The following is a 16,690-nucleotide window of genomic DNA, read 5'->3' as shown; positions in this document are numbered from 1 at the left end:
CTTTCCGTGTATGAGGATGTGCTGATCCTACACGCGGCTGGTTGCCATCGGGAAACGCAAAGGGTTATATGGCGAACTTTTAGTCCGATAAACCACCGCGTAGATTGACGCCCTGACGCACGAAATCGGTACGGGACCGGCGGACGACATGTTCGGGCACATCCACCCAGCCGCCGATCAGATCACCCGACAGGAAACGGACACCGGCTTCCTCGCACTGATCCTCCATGGCCAGACTGTCCACCCCCTCCACCGCTGGCATCAGACGGTGGCGCGCGGCCTGCGTGGCGAAGCGCACGACCTCGGGTGCCCATCGTTCAACCGATGCGCCGGGCGGCAGGGTCAGGTTGACGACGCGAATGCCCGCCGCCTCTGCCACCGACACATCAGATGTGGGGCTTGCCACCTCCATCATCACGGTTCGGCCAAACGGCTTCAGCGCGGATACCAGTTCCGACAGACGCCCCGTCGGCACCCCATCCGGCACCGCCCACAGATGATAGGTGATGAAGGGCAACAGGTTGCGGGGAATGGTGCGCAGCACCGCCATCACCTCCTGCCGGCGGGCGGTAACGGCCAGACTTTCGAAATGCAGGGGCAAGGACAGGAAGAAGCGGAACCGGTTCTCATACAGTTCCAGGGACGTCTCGATCGCTTCGCGCGCCACATGCAGGTCCAGCGCCAGAATGCCGGCCATATCCTCCGGATCATCCAGGCAATCATAGCCCCACAGCGGAGTGCGGCCTGGCCGTTCGCGGCAACAACGCGCCATGTAAAGGGACAGAACCTGCTTCTGCACATCCCAGACGGGCCGGTAGCGAACCTGTGACGGGCCAGCCCGCGCCAACAGGGATGCCCTGAAACCCTCCGACCGCACCGCGATGGGGCCCGCCAGGGCAGCATCGGCAACCGCCTCTTTGCGTACGGCGGACAACATGTCCTTCAGACTGGTCGGCACCAGAAGCACATCCGACCCGATCTCCCGCATGGCGGTATGGACACGGATGTTTTCCGTGTCGGCATGGCCCAGAAGGACGAGCTGCAATTCCTCCATCACCTTGGCACAAATCAGGCGGGCCTGTTCGGCGCCCAGCTGTGCGAAGACGACGACATAAGCCTCTTCCCCGTGACGGAACCAGGCATCGTGCGGTGTCAGATGTTGGTCCAGCAGTTTGGCCGTCAGTTGATGCACACGCGCCGCCACGGCGGGCCAGCGGGAACCCAGCTGTTCATGCAGGCTGCCCAGGCCCAAAAGATGGATGCTGCCCGCCTGTGTGGGGTCGCGGCGGTCGAAGATACGGCGCAGCTTGGCCGACAGTTCGGGATCATGGCCATCGGCCATGTCGGGCGGCGGCGGGGGCAAGGCATCCGCCGCCGGTTCGGTCGGGGCCAGCGGCATGGAGGGGCGCGGACGTTGATATCGTGGGCGTGGCTGCACCACGGTTTCAGGCGTCTGCCCACCGCCACCGAACAGGCCCTTGAAGATGGAAGCCATGAAATTGCGCATTGGCCGTCACCTCGCCCGGACATGATGTCCGTATCTTCCATGTTCGCCTTATCCGCGAACGGGTCAAGCTGACCTTCCGATTGTCCGAAAGGGATACGAATCCTGATTTGGATCAATGCGGCCAACCAACCATTCAGGCATGTAAGGGCCAGGAAGAACGCATTCCGTCGCATCGAAAAGGATGGAAACGCCATGATAGACGCCGACGCGGCACCGGGCCGCACCCGGCCCAGCCTGACGGGTATCGCGCGCCCGTTCCAGGATGACGAGATCATCGTCACCAAGACCGACAAGGGCGGGCGCATCACCTATGCCAACCGCACCTTCCTGCGCGTGGCCGCCCTGTCGGAGGATCAGGCCCTGGGCAAGCCCCACAACCTGATTCGCCATCCGGACATGCCGCGTGTGGTGTTCAAGCTGCTGTGGGACACGCTGGGTGCGGGGAATGAAATATTCGCCTATGTGCTGAACCGGGCCGTGAATGGCGACCATTACTGGGTCTTCGCCCATGTCACGCCATCACGCGACACCGGCGGCAACATCATCGGCTATCATTCCAGCCGCCGGACCGCCGACCAGCGGATCGTCAACGACATTATCAGCCCCCTCTACAAACAGCTTCTGGCCGAAGAGGCCAAGCATAGCCGCATCCGTGAAGGCATGGCGGCCAGTGAAGCGATGTTGATGGGCCTACTGCGGGACCGGGGTGTGAGCTATGAGCAACTCATCTTCTCTCTTTAAGGCCCGTCTGACGGGTATCGCGGTCCTGATCGGATCGGTCGTCGATCTGGCTGGCAATGCCATGGGCTGGCATGCCATTGCCATGGGCGGCGGGGTCATCACCCTGCTGGCGGCCCTGGCCAGCTTCTATTATCTGGCGCGGGTGGACCGGGTGTTGGATGGGGCGGGCCAGGTTCTGGAACGGCTGGCACGCGGTGATTATGAGGCGCGGGTCATCGGCATCAAGGAGGGCGGTCCGCTGGGTGAACTGCTGCACCGGATCAATGATGTCACCGACCGGGCCGATGCCTTTGTGCGGGAGGCCACGGCCTCACTTCAAGCCATCACCAACCAGAACTATCATCGCCGCGTCGTGGAAAAAGGCATGCTGGGCACCTTCCTGGTGGGCAGCCGCGCCATCAACGAAGCCAACAACGCCATGACGGACAAGGTCACGGGCTTCCGCCGCATTGCCGATGCATTCGAGAACACGGTGAAGTCCGTGGCCGATGATCTTTCGGCATCGGCCCGCGAGATGCAGGGTGCCGCCAACACCATGACCCATGCGGCGGAAGGCACCAACCATGAGAGCATGGCGGTGGCCAGCGCCGCCGAACAGGCCAGTTCCAATGTGCAGACGGTCGCCGCCGCCGCCGAGGAGCTGAGTGCCGCCATCCGGTCCATCACGGAACAGGTGGACCGGTCGCGCGACATCACCAATGCCGCCGTGGGCCGGGCACGGGCCGCCAATGACCGCGTCGCCACCCTGTCCGCCGCCGCCATCCGCATCGGGGAAGTGGTGGGTCTGATCCAGGAGATCGCGGCGCAGACCAACCTGCTGGCGCTCAACGCCACCATCGAGGCAGCGCGGGCGGGAGAGGCCGGCAAGGGCTTTGCCGTGGTCGCGTCGGAGGTCAAGAACCTAGCCGGACAGACGGCGCGCGCGACGGAGGATATCCAGACCCAGGTCGCCGATATCCAGGCCGCCACGCAATCCGCCGTGGACAGCATCAACGAGATCACTCAGGTCATCGCCGATGTGAACGGCACGACGGTCAATATCGCCGGTGCCGTTGATGAACAGGGCGCCGCCACCGCGGAGATCGCCCGCAATGTTGAACAGGCGGCGGTGGGCACGCGGTCGGTGTCGGAACGCATCGCACAGGTGACGCGCGCCGCGTCGGAAACGGGTGCCGCCTCCACCCAGGTGCTTGGTTCGGCGGAACGTCTTTCGCATCGGTCGGAGCAGTTGGGAGAGGCCATGGGCGATTTTCTGACGGCCCTGCGCAAGGTGATCTGAGGAAACCTTCATTCGCCCGGAAAATCATGCGGTTTCCGGGCGAATGGGGTTTGATCTTTTCCGTATGCGACACCAGATCAAGGCGACCTGCATGAACGGGAGGTCTGCCATGTCACTTCGTCTTACCCGCCGCACATTCCTGAACAGCACCGCCGCCGTCGCCGGCGCCGGGATTGTGGCCCCGCTTTTGTCGCTGCCCGCCTTCGCGGCACCCACCGTGGGACAGGCCGCACCCGCCTTCACGGGCACGAATGTGGATGGCAAGGCCATCTCCCTGGCCGATTACAAGGGCAAGCTGGTGATCCTGGAATGGACCAACCATGGCTGTCCTTTCGTCCGCAAACATTATGATTCCGGCAACATGCAGGCCATCCAGGCAGAGGCGACGAAGGCTGGCGCCGTCTGGCTGACCATCATCAGTTCCGCCCCTGGTGAGCAGGGCCATGTCAGTCCGGCTGACGCCAAGGCCCGTGCCGCGTCGGAGAAATGGGCGGCCAGCACCACCATCCTGGACCCCGGCGGGGCCATTGGCCGCGCCTATGCCGCCAAGACCACGCCGCACATGTTCATCATCGGTACCGACGGCACCCTGCTCTATGACGGCGCCATTGATGACAAGCCGACGGCGGACAAGGCCGACATCCCCGGTTCGCAGAATTATGTGCGTTCCGCCCTGGCAGAGATCGCGGCGGGCAAACCCGTCAGCACGACATCGACCCGCGCCTATGGCTGTGCGGTGAAATACGCCAAGACCAGCGCCTGAAACGACGAAGCCGCCAACGCTTGTTAGGCGGCTTCCTAATCAGTCTACCATACAGGTAATTTCGCTACATTCTGGGCAGAAAAAAAGGCCGTGGCATTGCCACGGCCTGAGTTTAGGGAGGAAACGCCCAAGAAGTGCGTTACGACAGAGGGCATAGGGCCGTGTCGCGAGACAGACTATGCGCGCCTGAAATCTATTGTGCAAGTGCAAAATCGTACGGGCGCCATGCGGATACGTTCTATCGCCACCAAGGGAAACAGCGACTTATCCGACACCCGACCAAAGTCGAACCCTGTTGCAGCGCAACACGAACGACCCTTCATGTCGAAAAGGGCACGATCGGCCTATTTTTTGGGCTGAATGAACGGAGAGCGGGCAAGCGAAATGGTTGCCGGACAGAACGACTTGTAATGACGATACCAACGCACGAGCGCGCTATAGCCCAAAAATGGAAAGGGGCGCCGACTCATAGCCGGCGCCCCTCAAACATTGTTCGTGATTTGACAGATCAGTGCGCGGTCTCGCCACCTGTCTGGACGATGACCCCGTACCAACCAAGGCCGCGATAGGTCTCGTATCCCGGTGTCAGGGCAAAACCGACCAGCCGCCCGAACCTGTCCACATAATGGCCCATGGGGCGCCCTTGGGTTTCCAGGGGGAAGGTTTCGGTCAATTGGCCGCGCCCGTCAGAGGACGCGATGATGCGACCGGAGGCATCGACCAGCAGGCACCGGGTGCTGGCCTCCTCACTGCGGTCCAGACGCACGCCGGCGGTGACGGCACGGGCCTGCGGCTCCCAATCGAAGAAGATGCCCATGGCGCCAATCACTTCCCCGTCCACAGCCCCGTCGCGGCGCACAGCGGTAGAGTATGTGGCGACCGTTCGGCCATCCAGAGCACCATTGGTGGTGACATCAACGACCGCGAAGTCGGACCCGTCGCGGGTATTCAGCGCCTGACGGAACCAGGGCTCATTGGCGACGTTGGTACCGATGGCCTGTGGAAAGCGGCGCGGACGACCCGTGGCGATGACCCGTCCGTTTCGGTCGGCCACCCAGAGGTCGAGATAGACCGTATAGCTGTCCAGGATCACGCCCAGACGGGATGAGGCGAAGGACGTTGCCTCTGCCGACGGCACAGCCAGGCAATCCACAACGGCCTTGTCGGTTGCCCACCAGCGCACGTCGCAGGAACGCTCATACAGATTGCGATCGATGATCTCGATCATGTTCAGGGCCAGATCGGCCAGCCGCTGCCCCCGGAAGCGGACCATTAGATCCTCGCCCACGGTCGCCATGCGATCCACGAGTTGCCCAATTTCTGTGCGTAGTTCACTGGCAACGACGCTGACCTGTCGGGAAATGGAGTTCACTTCATTGGCCACCACCGCGAATCCGCGGCCCGCATCGCCCGCGCGCCCCGCCTCGATCAAGGCGTTGAAGGCGAGCATCTTGGTTGTGCGGTTGATGTCTTCAATGGCGGAAACCTTCTGGCTCGCCACGTCCAGCACATTGCGGGTGAGGTCGATCAGGCTGTTATCCATGGGGTCTGCCTTTGTCATGCGCTAACAATCCACATGATAAAAAGCAATTTGCGTGCCCTTCCCTTAGGGAAACCTAAGCCTTTGAGATGTCAAAGAAGTTATCTTACGGCGATACGGTACGATTGTTTCAAATGCCTATATATTGGGCATTTCAGCAGAAAATGCCGTAGCCGGTGGCGGTTACAATTGAAACAAATGCGTTTCTGTCCGTCAAAACGGCATTTTTGAAATTTGCCAGTCCGGAAACAAAACTGAAACCTGTTATGCCCGAAATGCATATCCCGATACGGATAAGGCATAAGACCCATCGCGGTCTGGTCAGGGCGGCTTCTTGGCGGCCCGGAGAAGGCCCCGGAGAAGGCAATGTGACGGGTCGGCCAGGAGACCAAGGGGCGATAAGGTCCCCCGACCGGCCCGTCACCCAGCATGTCCGCCTTGGGGCAGCCGGACTGCTGGCGCCTTAGCCGTCGATGCTGGATGGGGCACGGCATCAACGGTATCAGGTTCGGAAGGACCCAGGGGACGGCAGGGAACCGCCCCCTGGGTGCTTTGTCCGGGACCGAAGACAGGGGCGATGCTCCGGCCTCGAACGAGTCCAGTAATCCTGAAACAGCGAGTTTATGTCAAGCGATTTTGTAATGAGCGAGTTTGAAATTTTGCCGCTTGCCCATGCGGAGCGGAAATGCGACTTTCTGGACAGGAAGTCTGGAGTATCCGTTTATGGCCGCAGCCGCGACCCCGCGCGCCAAACCGCGTGGCGAGGAAAGTGAAAAGACGAAGCTGACCCGGCAGATGCGCCGGGACGCCGGTCGCTGGCTCAGCGCACAGCGCGAGAAGGCTGGTGTGACCCAGGCGCAGGTTGCCGATCATGTCGGCTATCGCTATTACACCTTCGTCAGTCAGGTCGAAGGCGGCCATGGCCGCGTCCCTTCCGAACATTTCGAACTGTGGGCCCAGGCGATCAGCGTGGACCCGCAGGCGTTTGCGAAGAAGCTCCTGGGTTTCTATGAACCGGAAATCCACCGCCTGTTGTTTCCGATTGCAGAGTAAACAGAATCAAAGGGCTTGAGGCGGGTGTCAGGGCTTGGGGCCAATGGCACCGTTAATCAAGGGGGGCACATTTGGGCGACGTGCTGCGGTTCATACGGGCCGTGACGCAAACCGGCTACTGGACCAACCAGGAGAAGGCGGAGCTTTTCCGCCTGGCAGAGGATCTGTCTGCCCATGGTGCGGGGATCGAAACGGCAACCGGCATCAGCGACACCGGCGACCCCTGGTTCATTGTCTATGAGGCGGAAACCGGCGACGTGCTGGTGCATGTCGCGCGTATCGCCGGCAAATTCGTCGTCCATGACATGTCGGGCGATCTGCTGCTGGAAGGCGATGATCTGCGCCGTCTGGTCAACCGCACCTCCGGCGTGGAAGCGGCAGAGGCAGCGAACGGCAATTACAACAATGTGGTCGTTCTGGCGGCCTTGGCCCTGGTCGTCGATTTCTTCCTGAACACGGAAAAGGCGCAGGCCGCACCGCAGGAAGAGCCGGAAATGCCGCTGGCTTTGGCGGCGGCGGCCATTGCGGTGCATACCCATATCGACCTGCCCCCGCCCGAGCCGGCAACCGCAGACAAGGCGGCAGCCGACAGGTCGCATGGACAGGGACAATGGTCCGCCCTGCCCGTGGTTGGCGAAAGCATGATCCTGACGGCCGCGGACCGGGCCAGACTTAGCACCACGGACAGCCTGTCCCGCCAACCCTCCGCCACCAGGACGGAGGGGGGGGCGCATCTGGCCGCCCTGCCCTTCCCATCGCCGGATACCACACCGGTATCACTGACCGGGACGGATGGGGACGATGTGATGACCGGCGGGGCGGGCAATGACACGCTGGTTGGCGGGGCCGGCAATGACCTGCTGATTGGCGGTGCCGGAAATGATCTGCTGCTCGGCGGCGCCGGCAACGACACACTGGTCGGCGGCAATGGCCATGACACACTGAAAGGTGGCGACGGTAACGATACGCTGGTGGTTGACAGCCAGGACGTCGCCGAAGGCGGTGCGGGCGCCGACCGCTTCACCATCACCGACAATCTGGTCGGCCACTGGGTCGCGCTGAAACAGGCCGGTCAGGCCGTGCCTTTCATCAACAGCATTCAGGATTTCAAGCTGATAGAAGGCGACAGCCTGAACTTCGCGGCGGGGCACTGGCAGGTATCGGTTCAGGTCCTGGCGCCGGGTGGCGGACAAAAGCCGGACCCCGCACCAGATCCCGAGATCAAGGGCGGTGACAACAAAGGCGTCATCGACAATGGTCAGGATGGCGATGGCGGCAACCGCATCGTTGATACCGGCCCTGCACATCCAACAGTCCCGACGGAGAATGACAGCGGCACTGAAGGTGCTGGCGGTGGCGGTGACTTCGGAATCACGTCCGGCGGCGATGGCCATACCAGCTTCGTCCCCCCCGGCAACAGTCTGCTGCCCAGCGGCAATGGCGGGGATGGCGGTTTCACCGAGATTGAGCTGGATACGGACGGCGACGGTGTGATCGACATGATCCTGCGGGTGCGAGCCACGATGTCGGATGACCGCGCGGACAACACCGGCGATCTCACCTCCGCCGACCATATGACCATCACCGGTATCGAACCGGGTGTCGATAGCGGCTATTGGGGTTGAACGCCCGCGCCGTCAGTCAATGATACCAACCGGTTGCGGCGGGCCGGGTTCGTCCCATTCTGACCAATGGGTCGTATATGCCCGGCCCGCCGCCCGGCCGTCATCCGTGGATCAGACGTCGTGACGGCCGGACCCTTCCCATGATGCGACCGACCATCAGGTCATGCCGCACCATCGGATCAGATCCAGCCGGCGTTGAAGCCGTCCAGCAGGGCGCCGGTCAGCGTCGACGGATCAACCATCAGACGGCCGCCTTCGATACCTTCCACCGACACCGGCTCCGTGACGCCCAGCGACAGTTCGAAAATCGACCCGTCAAGCAGCGTCAGGCTGACGACACCGTCCAGAACGCTGAAAGACTGGAAGCCGAAGCCGGCCAGCTGCACGAACTCTTCCGGCAGCAGCGCGTTCCAGTCCAGGGCACCGAAGTTGAACTCACCAAGGGTGATGGAGCTGACGGCGCTGAAGTCGAAATCGACCGGCAGGATGTTGAAAACGCCATCGCCCGGCATCGGGAACGGCAGAATGGTGAAGACGCCGTCATCCGTGGGCAGCGGATAGGGCAGGATCGTCATCTGACCATCCTCAACCGGCATGATGGTGACCACACCATCATCACCCGGCATGGGGAACGGCAGAATCTTTACCTCACCGCCGATGACCGGCAGGGAGGTGATGGTCACTTCACCAGCGGGCGGCAGACCCGCATTATCAGCAACAAACATCTCTTTTTCTCCTGAGGAATGCGAAGCACCACATCGGCGGGAAGGGTCCCGTCCGCGGCCGTCGCGATGTACAGTAATCTTGAAACTTGAATTTACAGTCAAGCATTTTTGAAACTATGTTATTTGAAATTCAATCTTGCGCATACAACAGGCTTGTGTCAGCGTTGACGGCAGTGGAGCGTGGAGGCGGTGATGATCACGGAACCCGAACAGCGGACGAAAACCCGCCCGGCGGACAATCCGAAAGCCAAGCAGACCAAGGAGATGCGCAAGCAGGCCGGCAAATGGCTGTCGGCACGGCGCGAGGCGGCGGGCATCACCCAGGCGCAGTTGGCCGAACAGGTTGGCTATCGCTACTACACCTTCGTCAGCCAGGTGGAGGGCGGCCATGGCCGCGTTCCGTCCGAGCATTTTCAGCAATGGGCCGACTGTATCGGCGTTCCGCGGCAGGATTTCGCCAAAATGCTGCTGCGCTTTTATGAACCCGATGTTTTCCGCCTGCTGTTTCCAAGCGATGTGACGGGCCGGGCCTAAAAGCGGTCGGTCAAAAGGGGGAGGAACCCTTGGGGGATGTGCTGAGTTTCATCCGGGCCGTGGCACGCACCGGACAATGGACGAGCCAGGAAAAGGCCGAGCTGTTCCGGCTGTCCGATGCATTGTCGGCGGAAAATGTGGAGATCGAGACTGCCTCCGGCATCAGCGACGCCGGTGATCCCTGGTTCGTGATCTATCACGCTGGGACAGGCGACATTCTGGTGCATGTGGCCCGGATCGCGGGCAAGTTCATCGTACATGAAATGTCGCGCGACCTGCTGGTCGAAGGCGATGATCTGCGCCGCCTGCTGACCCGCGCCACAGGCCGTGGCGAGGATTCCTTGGGTCAGGCGCAGAATGTGGTGGTGCTGGCCGCCCTGGCGATGGTCGTGGACTTCTATCTGTCCACCGAACCGGCCAGCGCGGCGGAAATGGCAGACGACCTTCATGTCATCGCCCCTGCCCTGCCCGCCCTGGCATTTCTGGCCGACCCCGGCAATGATACGCCGCCTGGCAGCATCATATCCCATGAAGGGGATAAGGATCGCTCACACGTGGTCCCACTGCCACTGCTGATCAATAGCGGCACTCCAGAATCGGTTTCAAAGGAAGAGACGGCTTCTGCCATCGTGCAACCGGTGCCGGTGCCCATCCATCAGCCGGTTCAGATCATGCCAGCCGATCCGGTGCGGATCATCCAGACGGCTGACCTGACCCTTATCGGCGGTGCCGGCAATGATGTGCTGCGCGGTGGCGCCGGCCATGACCTGCTGGTTGGCGGCGATGGCGATGATCTGCTGCTGGGCGGGGCCGGAAATGACACGCTGATCGGTGGGGCGGGCCGGGACACGCTGGTTGGTGGCGATGGTGATGACACCCTGATCCTGGACCGCGATGACATCGCCATCGGCGGCGCCGGTGCCGACAATTTCGTCATCACCGACGATGTCGTCGGCTCCTGGGTCAGCCTGTCGAATAACGGACAGCGCATCAATCTGGCCAACCAGATCCTGGATTTCCGGGCCGTGGAGGGCGACCGTCTGTCCTTCCAGACCGCGGACTGGATCGTGACGGTCATCAGCGGGGGCGAAAACATCGCCCTGCCGGAAGATGATGGCCGGATCAGCGGCACCAATGTGGAGATCGATCTGGACGGCGACGGCCAGATCGACAGCGTGCTGAATGTTCTGCCCGGCAGCAGCGTCAATGTTTCGACAGCCAGCAGCAGTGCCATTGGCCTGTTCAATCTGCCGCTTTCCAGTCTGATGGCCATCACGGCACAGACATCGGCACCCGCTGGCGCCACCGATACCGGCTTCTGGGGTTAATCAGCCCCACCCCGTTAGCCGGGAAAGCAAAGGCCCCGTCGCCAGGCGGGGCCTTTGTGCATTTCGGACCGTTTAAATGCAAAACGGCGGGGGATCGCTCCCCCGCCGTTGCATGGATCATGCCGTGAGGCGGATCAGTAATGGATGGCGCGGCCATAAGCGGCCAGGACCGACTCATGCATCATTTCCGACAGGGTCGGGTGCGGGAAGACGGTGTGCATGAACTCGGCTTCAGTCAGTTCCGCCGTCTTGCCGATGGTATAGCCCTGGATCAGCTCGGTCACTTCCGCGCCGATCATGTGGGCGCCCAGCAGTTCCCCGGTCTTGGCGTCGAACACGGTCTTGACCAGACCTTCCGGCTCACCCAGCGCGATGGCCTTGCCATTGCCGATGAACGGGAAGCGACCGACCTTGATCTCATACCCGGCAGCCTTGGCCTTGGCTTCCGTCAGGCCGACGCTGGCAACCTGCGGGAAGGAATAGGTGCAGCCGGGGATGTTGGACTTGTCCATGGTGTGGACATGCGGCAAGCCTGCGATCTTCTCCACGCAGATGATGCCTTCATGGCTGGCCTTGTGCGCCAGCCAGGGAGCACCGGCCACGTCGCCGATGGCATAGACGCCGGGTTCATCGGTGCGGCCATAGCCGTCATTGACGATGTGGCCGCGATCCAGCTTGACCTTGGTATTTTCCAGGCCCAGCCCTTCGGTATTGGCGACGATGCCAACGGCGGAGATGATGCGGTCAACGGTGACCGTCTCGACCTTGCCGCCCACATCGATATGGGCCGTCACGCTGTCGGCATGGCGGTCCAGCTTCACCACCTTGGCACCGGTCTTGATCTTGATGCCTTGCTTGGTGAAGGCCTTGGCGGCAAAGGCGCTGATTTCCTCATCTTCGACCGGCAGGATGCGGTCCACGACCTCAACCAGGGTCACATCAACGCCCATGGCCTTGTAGAAGCAGGCAAATTCCACGCCGATAGCGCCCGTACCGATGACCAGCATCGACTTCGGCGTGGCCGTCGGCACCATGGCTTCCTTATAGGTCCAGACCAGCTTGCCATCCGGCTCCAGGCCCGGCAGCACACGGGCGCGGGCACCGGTGGCGATGATGATGTGCTTGGCCGCTGCGTCGGTCACCTTGCCATCCTTGGCGGTGACGGCGATCTTACCGCCGCCCAGCAGCTTGGCGGAACCGTCCAGGACGGTGACCTTGTTCTTCTTCAACAGGCCCTTGACGCCGGCCGAAAGCTGGTTGGCCACACCGCGCGAGCGCTTGACGATGGCTTCAACGTCCAGCGTCACCTTGCCCTCGACCTTGATGCCGTAGGCCTGGGAATGCTGGATGTAATGGGCAATCTCGGCAGAGCGCAGCAGGGCCTTGGTCGGGATGCAGCCCCAGTTCAGGCAGATGCCGCCCAGATGCTCCCGCTCCACCACGGCGGTCTTCATGCCCAACTGGGCAGCGCGGATAGCGGCGACATAGCCGCCGGGGCCGGCGCCGATGACGATGAGGTCGAAATTCTCGGCCATGATTTTGGTCCTTCCTGTCAGGGGCGCCGGCGGTCAGTGATGGGAGGCTTCGCGCCTCGACCATCGCCACTTTGCCCCACCGTCATCCCGGCGATAGGCCGGGACCCAGGGGCCGCAAGCCCAACGTTTCAGCAGCTTTTGAGGTGCAAACCCTACCGTGGTGCCCTTGGCCCCTGGGTCCCGGCTTATCGCCGGGATGACGGTAGGGGGAGGATGAGAGGGGTCCGAATCCCACCGGAATTCGAACCCCATTTTCATCACAGCATCAGGGTGATCGGGTCTTCGATCAGGCCCTTCAGCAGCTTCAGGAACTCTGCACCCACAGCACCGTCCACCGAGCGATGGTCGACGGTCAGGGTCAGGGACATGACGGTGGCGATGGCCAGCGCGTCGCCCTTGACCACGGGGCGCTTTTCACCCGCACCGACCGACAGGATGCAGCTCTGCGGCGGGTTGATGATGGAGGTGAAGCTCTTGATGCCGAACATGCCCAGGTTGGACACAGAGAAGGTGCCACCCTGGAACTCTTCCGGCTTCAGCTTGCCTTCCTTGGCCTTCTTCGCCAGTTCCTTGACCTCGGCGGAGATGGTGGCCAGGCCCTTGCGGTCGGCATTCTTCACGATCGGGGTGATCAGACCGCCATCGGTGGAAACGGCGACGGAGACGTCGACATTCTCATACTGAAGAATGCCATCCTCGTGCCAGGACACATTGGCCGCCGGGTACTTGGCCAGCGCAATGGCCACCGCCTTCACCACGAAGTCGTTGACGGAGATCTTCTCCCCCGACTTCGCGTTCAGTTCGGCGCGCAGCTTCAACAGATTGTCGATCTCGCAATCAACAGCCAGACCAAAGTGCGGGATGGTCTGCCAGGCTTCGGTCAGGCGCTTGGCGATGGTCTTGCGCATGCCGCTGTTGGGCAGAACCTTGTACTTCATGCCCAGCTTGTCGGCGAGTGCCTTGGCGTCCACACCCTTCGGCGCAGCGGCCACCGGCGCCGGGGCGACGGCGGGAGCAGCGGCAGCGGGGGCAGCAGCCGGTGCAGCAGCGGCGGCCTTGGGCGCACCACCCTTCAAGGCGGCTTCCACATCGGCCTTCACCACGCGGCCATGCGGACCGGTGCCGGCAACGCCCGACAGGTCCAGACCGCTCTGCGCCGCCATGCGGCGGGCCAGCGGGCTGGCGAACACGCGGTCACCATGGGCTGCGGCGGCAGGTGCCGCTGCAACCGGGGCCGGGACCGTAGCAACCGCCGGGGCGGAGGCAGCAGCCGGGGCAGCGGCGGGAGCCGGTGCCGCAGCTTCCTTGGGCGCGCCGGACAGGGCGGATGCATCCTCCCCATCTTCCAGGATGATGGCGATGCGGGTATTCACCGCCACGCCCTCGGTCCCTTCGGCCACCAGGATCTTGCCCAGCGTACCTTCGTCAACGGCCTCCACTTCCATGGTGGCTTTGTCGGTTTCGATCTCGGCCAGCACATCGCCGGACTTGACCTTATCGCCTTCCTTTTTCACCCACTTCGCCAGCTTGCCTTCCGTCATGGTCGGCGACAGCGCGGGCATCAGGATATCAACGGGCATCTTAAGAGCCTCCCTTTGCCTTATTTGCGGTAGGTGACGGATTTGACGGCGGCCACGACATCGTCGGGCTGCGGCAGGGCCAGCTTTTCCAGGTTGGCCGCATAGGGCAGCGGCACATCCTTGGCGCAAACGCGGACCACCGGCGCATCCAGATAATCGAAGGCGTGTTCCATCATGACCGCGGCCATTTCGGAACCGATACCAGCGAAGGGCCAGCTTTCCTCGACCGAGACCAGACGGTTGGTCTTCTTCACGCTCTCGACAATGGTGTCGATATCCAGCGGACGAATGGAGCGCAGGTTGATGACCTCCGCACTGATCCCCTCGGCGGCCAGCTTCTCGGCGGCAGCCAGGGCATGGCCGACACAGATGGAGTAGGCGACGATGGTCACGTCCGTACCGGCGCGTTCGATCTTCGCCTTGCCAATGGGCAGGATGAAGTCGGGATCGGTCGGAACCTCGAAGCTGTGGCCATAGAGAATCTCATTCTCCAGGAACACGACCGGGTTCGGATCGCGGATGGCAGCGCGCATCAGGCCCTTGGCGTCGGCGGCGCTGTAAGGCGCCAGAACCTTCAGGCCCGGTACGTGGGCGTACCAGGAGGCGTAGCACTGGCTGTGCTGCGCGCCCACGCGGGCGGCGGCGCCGTTGGGGCCACGGAACACGATGGGGCAGCCCATCTGACCGCCCGACATGTACAGCGTCTTGGCGGCAGAGTTGATGATATGGTCGATAGCCTGCATCGAGAAGTTCATGGTCATGAACTCCACAATGGGACGCAAGCCCCCGAACGCGGCACCCACGGCCAGACCGGCAAAGCCATGTTCGGTGATCGGCGTGTCGATGACGCGCTTTTCACCGAATTCCTGCAAAAGGCCCTGGGAGATCTTGTAGGCGCCCTGGTATTCGGCGACCTCTTCACCCATCAGCAACACGGTCTCGTCGCGGCGCATTTCGGCGGCCATGCCCTCGCGCAGGGCCTCGCGCACCGTCATGGTCTGCGTCGACTTGTACCAGTGATCCTCATCCGACGCGGCGGGGACCGCCTTCGGCGCCGGGGCAGCCGCAACCGGGGCAGCGGCCACGGGGGCCGGAGCCGGTGCAGCGGCGGCGGGTGCAGCCGCCGGGGCCGCCGCCTCATCCTCGCCACGAATGCTGGCGATGGGGGTGTTCACGGCGACATTCTCGGTACCCTCGGGCACCAGGATCTCGGTCAGCGTACCCTCATCGACGGCTTCCACTTCCATGGTGGCCTTGTCGGTCTCAATCTCGGCCAGCACTTCACCGCTCTTCACGGTGTCGCCTACCTTCTTCAGCCACTTGGCCAGCTTGCCTTCCGTCATGGTCGGCGACAGGGCCGGCATCAGAACCTGTACCATCTCTCAAATCCTCCGCTGCGGCCTGATCAGGCTTCGACCAGAACGTCCGTCCACAGTTCGGACGGATCGGGCTCGGGGCTGGTGGTGGCGAATTCGGCCGCGTCGGTGACGATATCCTTCACCTCGCGGTCGATCACCTTCAAGGCTTCCTCGTCGGTGATGCCCTGGTCCAGCAGCAGCTTCTTCAGATTGTCGATCGGATCGCTTTCCGACCGCATCTTGTTGACCTCTTCCTTGGTCCGGTACTTGGCCGGATCGGACATGGAATGGCCGCGATAGCGGTAGGTCTTCATTTCCAGGATGACAGGGCCATTGCCGGCGCGGATATGGGCGATGGCCTTGTCAGCCGCCGCCTTCACCTCCAGCACGTCCATGCCGTTCACCTGATAGCCCGGAATGCCATAGGCGCTGCCGCGCTCAAACAGCTCACCGGCAGACGCGCGGGCCTGGGCGGTGCCCATGGCGTACTTGTTGTTCTCGATGACGAACAGGGTCGGCAGCTTCCAGAGTGCGGCCATATTGAACGTCTCGTACACCTGTCCTTGGTTGATGGCGCCGTCGCCCATGTAGCAGGCGTTCAGGCCGCCATCGCCCAGATACTTGTGCGCAAAGCCCAGGCCGGCGCCGATCGGCACCTGTGCGGCGACGATGCCATGGCCGCCGTAGAAACGCTTCTCACGGCTGAACATGTGCATCGAGCCGCCCTTGCCCTTGGAATAGCCACCGGCGCGGCCCGTCAGTTCGGCCATGACACCCCGGCTTTCCATGCCGCAGGCCAGCATATGGCCGTGATCGCGGTAGGAGGTGATGACGCTGTCGCCTTCACGCATCGCGGCCTGGATACCGACGACGACGGCTTCCTGACCGATATAGAGGTGGCAGAAACCACCGATCAGGCCCATGCCGTACAGTTGCCCCGCCTTTTCTTCAAAACGGCGGATCAACAGCATTTCGCGGTAATAGCGGATAAGCTCGTCCTTGCTCGGCAAGGCCGGGGCCGCGGGGGCCGCTGTACGGGTGCTGCGGCGCTTGGTGACTGCCACGGGCTCCTCCCAGGGATGGGGGTTGCGGAATAGCGTGATCGCTGTGCGATGCGATAAG

Annotated in this window: 14 protein-coding genes; 7 read left to right on the top strand and 7 right to left on the bottom strand. The window is 62.6% G+C overall.

Annotated elements, in window-relative coordinates; genetic code table 11:
• Positions 1–79: 79 nt before the first annotated feature.
• Entirely contained in the window at positions 80–1,507 is a 1,428-nt protein-coding gene (locus tag ACT6Q8_RS07880; protein WP_444733127.1) for a hypothetical protein, read from the bottom strand.
• 192 nt (positions 1,508–1,699) lie between these two features.
• On the opposite strand from ACT6Q8_RS07880, the gene ACT6Q8_RS07875 reads away from it, so the two are divergent.
• From ACT6Q8_RS07875 to ACT6Q8_RS07865, 3 genes are all read left to right on the top strand, one after another.
• Positions 1,700–2,248 carry a PAS domain-containing protein gene (locus ACT6Q8_RS07875; RefSeq protein WP_054169639.1) on the top strand — a complete coding sequence of 183 codons (549 nt, stop codon included), beginning with the start codon at positions 1,700–1,702 and terminating at the stop codon, positions 2,246–2,248.
• The gene (locus ACT6Q8_RS07870) at positions 2,223–3,527 is read left to right on the top strand and encodes a methyl-accepting chemotaxis protein (protein ID WP_054169640.1); all 1,305 of its coding nucleotides are present in this window, start codon (positions 2,223–2,225) and stop codon (positions 3,525–3,527) included. Before ACT6Q8_RS07875 ends, ACT6Q8_RS07870 begins: the two co-directional genes overlap by 26 nt.
• A gap of 109 nt (positions 3,528–3,636) precedes the next feature.
• Positions 3,637–4,290: a redoxin domain-containing protein gene (locus ACT6Q8_RS07865; protein WP_054169714.1), complete on the top strand. Its 654-nt coding sequence runs from the start codon at positions 3,637–3,639 to the stop codon at positions 4,288–4,290.
• Between the two features lie 508 nt (positions 4,291–4,798).
• Here the strand turns inward: ACT6Q8_RS07865 and ACT6Q8_RS07860 are convergent.
• The gene (locus tag ACT6Q8_RS07860; protein WP_444733126.1) at positions 4,799–5,851 is read right to left on the bottom strand and encodes a methyl-accepting chemotaxis protein; all 1,053 of its coding nucleotides are present in this window, start codon (positions 5,849–5,851) and stop codon (positions 4,799–4,801) included.
• A 702-nt stretch (positions 5,852–6,553) separates the two neighbouring features.
• On the opposite strand from ACT6Q8_RS07860, the gene ACT6Q8_RS07855 reads away from it, so the two are divergent.
• On the top strand, positions 6,554–6,883 hold the full coding sequence (locus ACT6Q8_RS07855; protein WP_444733125.1) for a helix-turn-helix domain-containing protein: 330 nt from the start codon (positions 6,554–6,556) through the stop codon (positions 6,881–6,883).
• Between the two features lie 80 nt (positions 6,884–6,963).
• Positions 6,964–8,508, top strand: a complete 1,545-nt coding sequence (locus ACT6Q8_RS07850; protein WP_444733294.1) for a calcium-binding protein — start codon at positions 6,964–6,966, stop codon at positions 8,506–8,508.
• Positions 8,509–8,687: 179 nt separating this feature from the next.
• On the opposite strand, the gene ACT6Q8_RS07845 is transcribed toward ACT6Q8_RS07850, so the two are convergent.
• Complete coding sequence (locus ACT6Q8_RS07845; RefSeq protein WP_054169644.1) at positions 8,688–9,233, bottom strand: hypothetical protein; 546 nt, start codon at positions 9,231–9,233, stop codon at positions 8,688–8,690.
• Between the two features lie 192 nt (positions 9,234–9,425).
• On the opposite strand from ACT6Q8_RS07845, the gene ACT6Q8_RS07840 reads away from it, so the two are divergent.
• Together ACT6Q8_RS07840 and ACT6Q8_RS07835 are read left to right on the top strand one after the other, a co-directional pair.
• Positions 9,426–9,767 (top strand): helix-turn-helix domain-containing protein, encoded by a 342-nt coding sequence (locus ACT6Q8_RS07840; protein ID WP_054169645.1) that lies wholly within the window; start codon positions 9,426–9,428, stop codon positions 9,765–9,767.
• Between the two features lie 38 nt (positions 9,768–9,805).
• Complete coding sequence (locus ACT6Q8_RS07835) at positions 9,806–11,095, top strand: hypothetical protein (RefSeq protein WP_444733293.1); 1,290 nt, start codon at positions 9,806–9,808, stop codon at positions 11,093–11,095.
• A gap of 134 nt (positions 11,096–11,229) precedes the next feature.
• On the opposite strand, the gene lpdA is transcribed toward ACT6Q8_RS07835, so the two are convergent.
• The 4 genes from lpdA to pdhA all read right to left on the bottom strand — a co-directional run bounded on the left by lpdA (position 11,230) and on the right by pdhA (position 16,632).
• Entirely contained in the window at positions 11,230–12,630 is a 1,401-nt protein-coding gene (lpdA, locus tag ACT6Q8_RS07830; RefSeq protein WP_054169647.1) for a dihydrolipoyl dehydrogenase, read from the bottom strand.
• Positions 12,631–12,887: 257 nt separating this feature from the next.
• Entirely contained in the window at positions 12,888–14,210 is a 1,323-nt protein-coding gene (locus ACT6Q8_RS07825) for a pyruvate dehydrogenase complex dihydrolipoamide acetyltransferase (protein WP_054169648.1), read from the bottom strand.
• Positions 14,211–14,230: 20 nt separating this feature from the next.
• On the bottom strand, positions 14,231–15,589 hold the full coding sequence (locus ACT6Q8_RS07820; protein WP_444734814.1) for a pyruvate dehydrogenase complex E1 component subunit beta: 1,359 nt from the start codon (positions 15,587–15,589) through the stop codon (positions 14,231–14,233).
• A gap of 26 nt (positions 15,590–15,615) precedes the next feature.
• Positions 15,616–16,632, bottom strand: a complete 1,017-nt coding sequence (gene pdhA / locus ACT6Q8_RS07815; protein ID WP_054169650.1) for a pyruvate dehydrogenase (acetyl-transferring) E1 component subunit alpha — start codon at positions 16,630–16,632, stop codon at positions 15,616–15,618.
• Between the last annotated feature and the right edge of the window lie 58 nt (positions 16,633–16,690).

It is taken from the genome of Niveispirillum sp., from assembly GCF_052437035.1.
In the GTDB taxonomy this organism is placed as follows: Bacteria; Pseudomonadota; Alphaproteobacteria; order Azospirillales; family Azospirillaceae; genus Niveispirillum.
Note: the sequence above shows the minus strand (reverse complement) of the source record. Positions and strands in the feature narration are given on the sequence as shown.

Coding starts and splice junctions, on each gene's coding strand:
- ACT6Q8_RS07825 (WP_054169648.1), bottom strand. CDS start 14,210: ATGCCCGTTGATATCCTGATGCCCGCGCTGTCGCCGACCATGACGGAA.
- ACT6Q8_RS07855 (WP_444733125.1), top strand. CDS start 6,554: ATGGCCGCAGCCGCGACCCCGCGCGCCAAACCGCGTGGCGAGGAAAGT.
- ACT6Q8_RS07875 (WP_054169639.1), top strand. CDS start 1,700: ATGATAGACGCCGACGCGGCACCGGGCCGCACCCGGCCCAGCCTGACG.
- ACT6Q8_RS07865 (WP_054169714.1), top strand. CDS start 3,637: ATGTCACTTCGTCTTACCCGCCGCACATTCCTGAACAGCACCGCCGCC.
- ACT6Q8_RS07880 (WP_444733127.1), bottom strand. CDS start 1,507: ATGCGCAATTTCATGGCTTCCATCTTCAAGGGCCTGTTCGGTGGCGGT.
- ACT6Q8_RS07845 (WP_054169644.1), bottom strand. CDS start 9,233: ATGTTTGTTGCTGATAATGCGGGTCTGCCGCCCGCTGGTGAAGTGACC.
- ACT6Q8_RS07840 (WP_054169645.1), top strand. CDS start 9,426: ATGATCACGGAACCCGAACAGCGGACGAAAACCCGCCCGGCGGACAAT.
- lpdA (WP_054169647.1), bottom strand. CDS start 12,630: ATGGCCGAGAATTTCGACCTCATCGTCATCGGCGCCGGCCCCGGCGGC.
- ACT6Q8_RS07860 (WP_444733126.1), bottom strand. CDS start 5,851: ATGACAAAGGCAGACCCCATGGATAACAGCCTGATCGACCTCACCCGC.
- ACT6Q8_RS07870 (WP_054169640.1), top strand. CDS start 2,223: ATGAGCAACTCATCTTCTCTCTTTAAGGCCCGTCTGACGGGTATCGCG.
- ACT6Q8_RS07820 (WP_444734814.1), bottom strand. CDS start 15,589: ATGGTACAGGTTCTGATGCCGGCCCTGTCGCCGACCATGACGGAAGGC.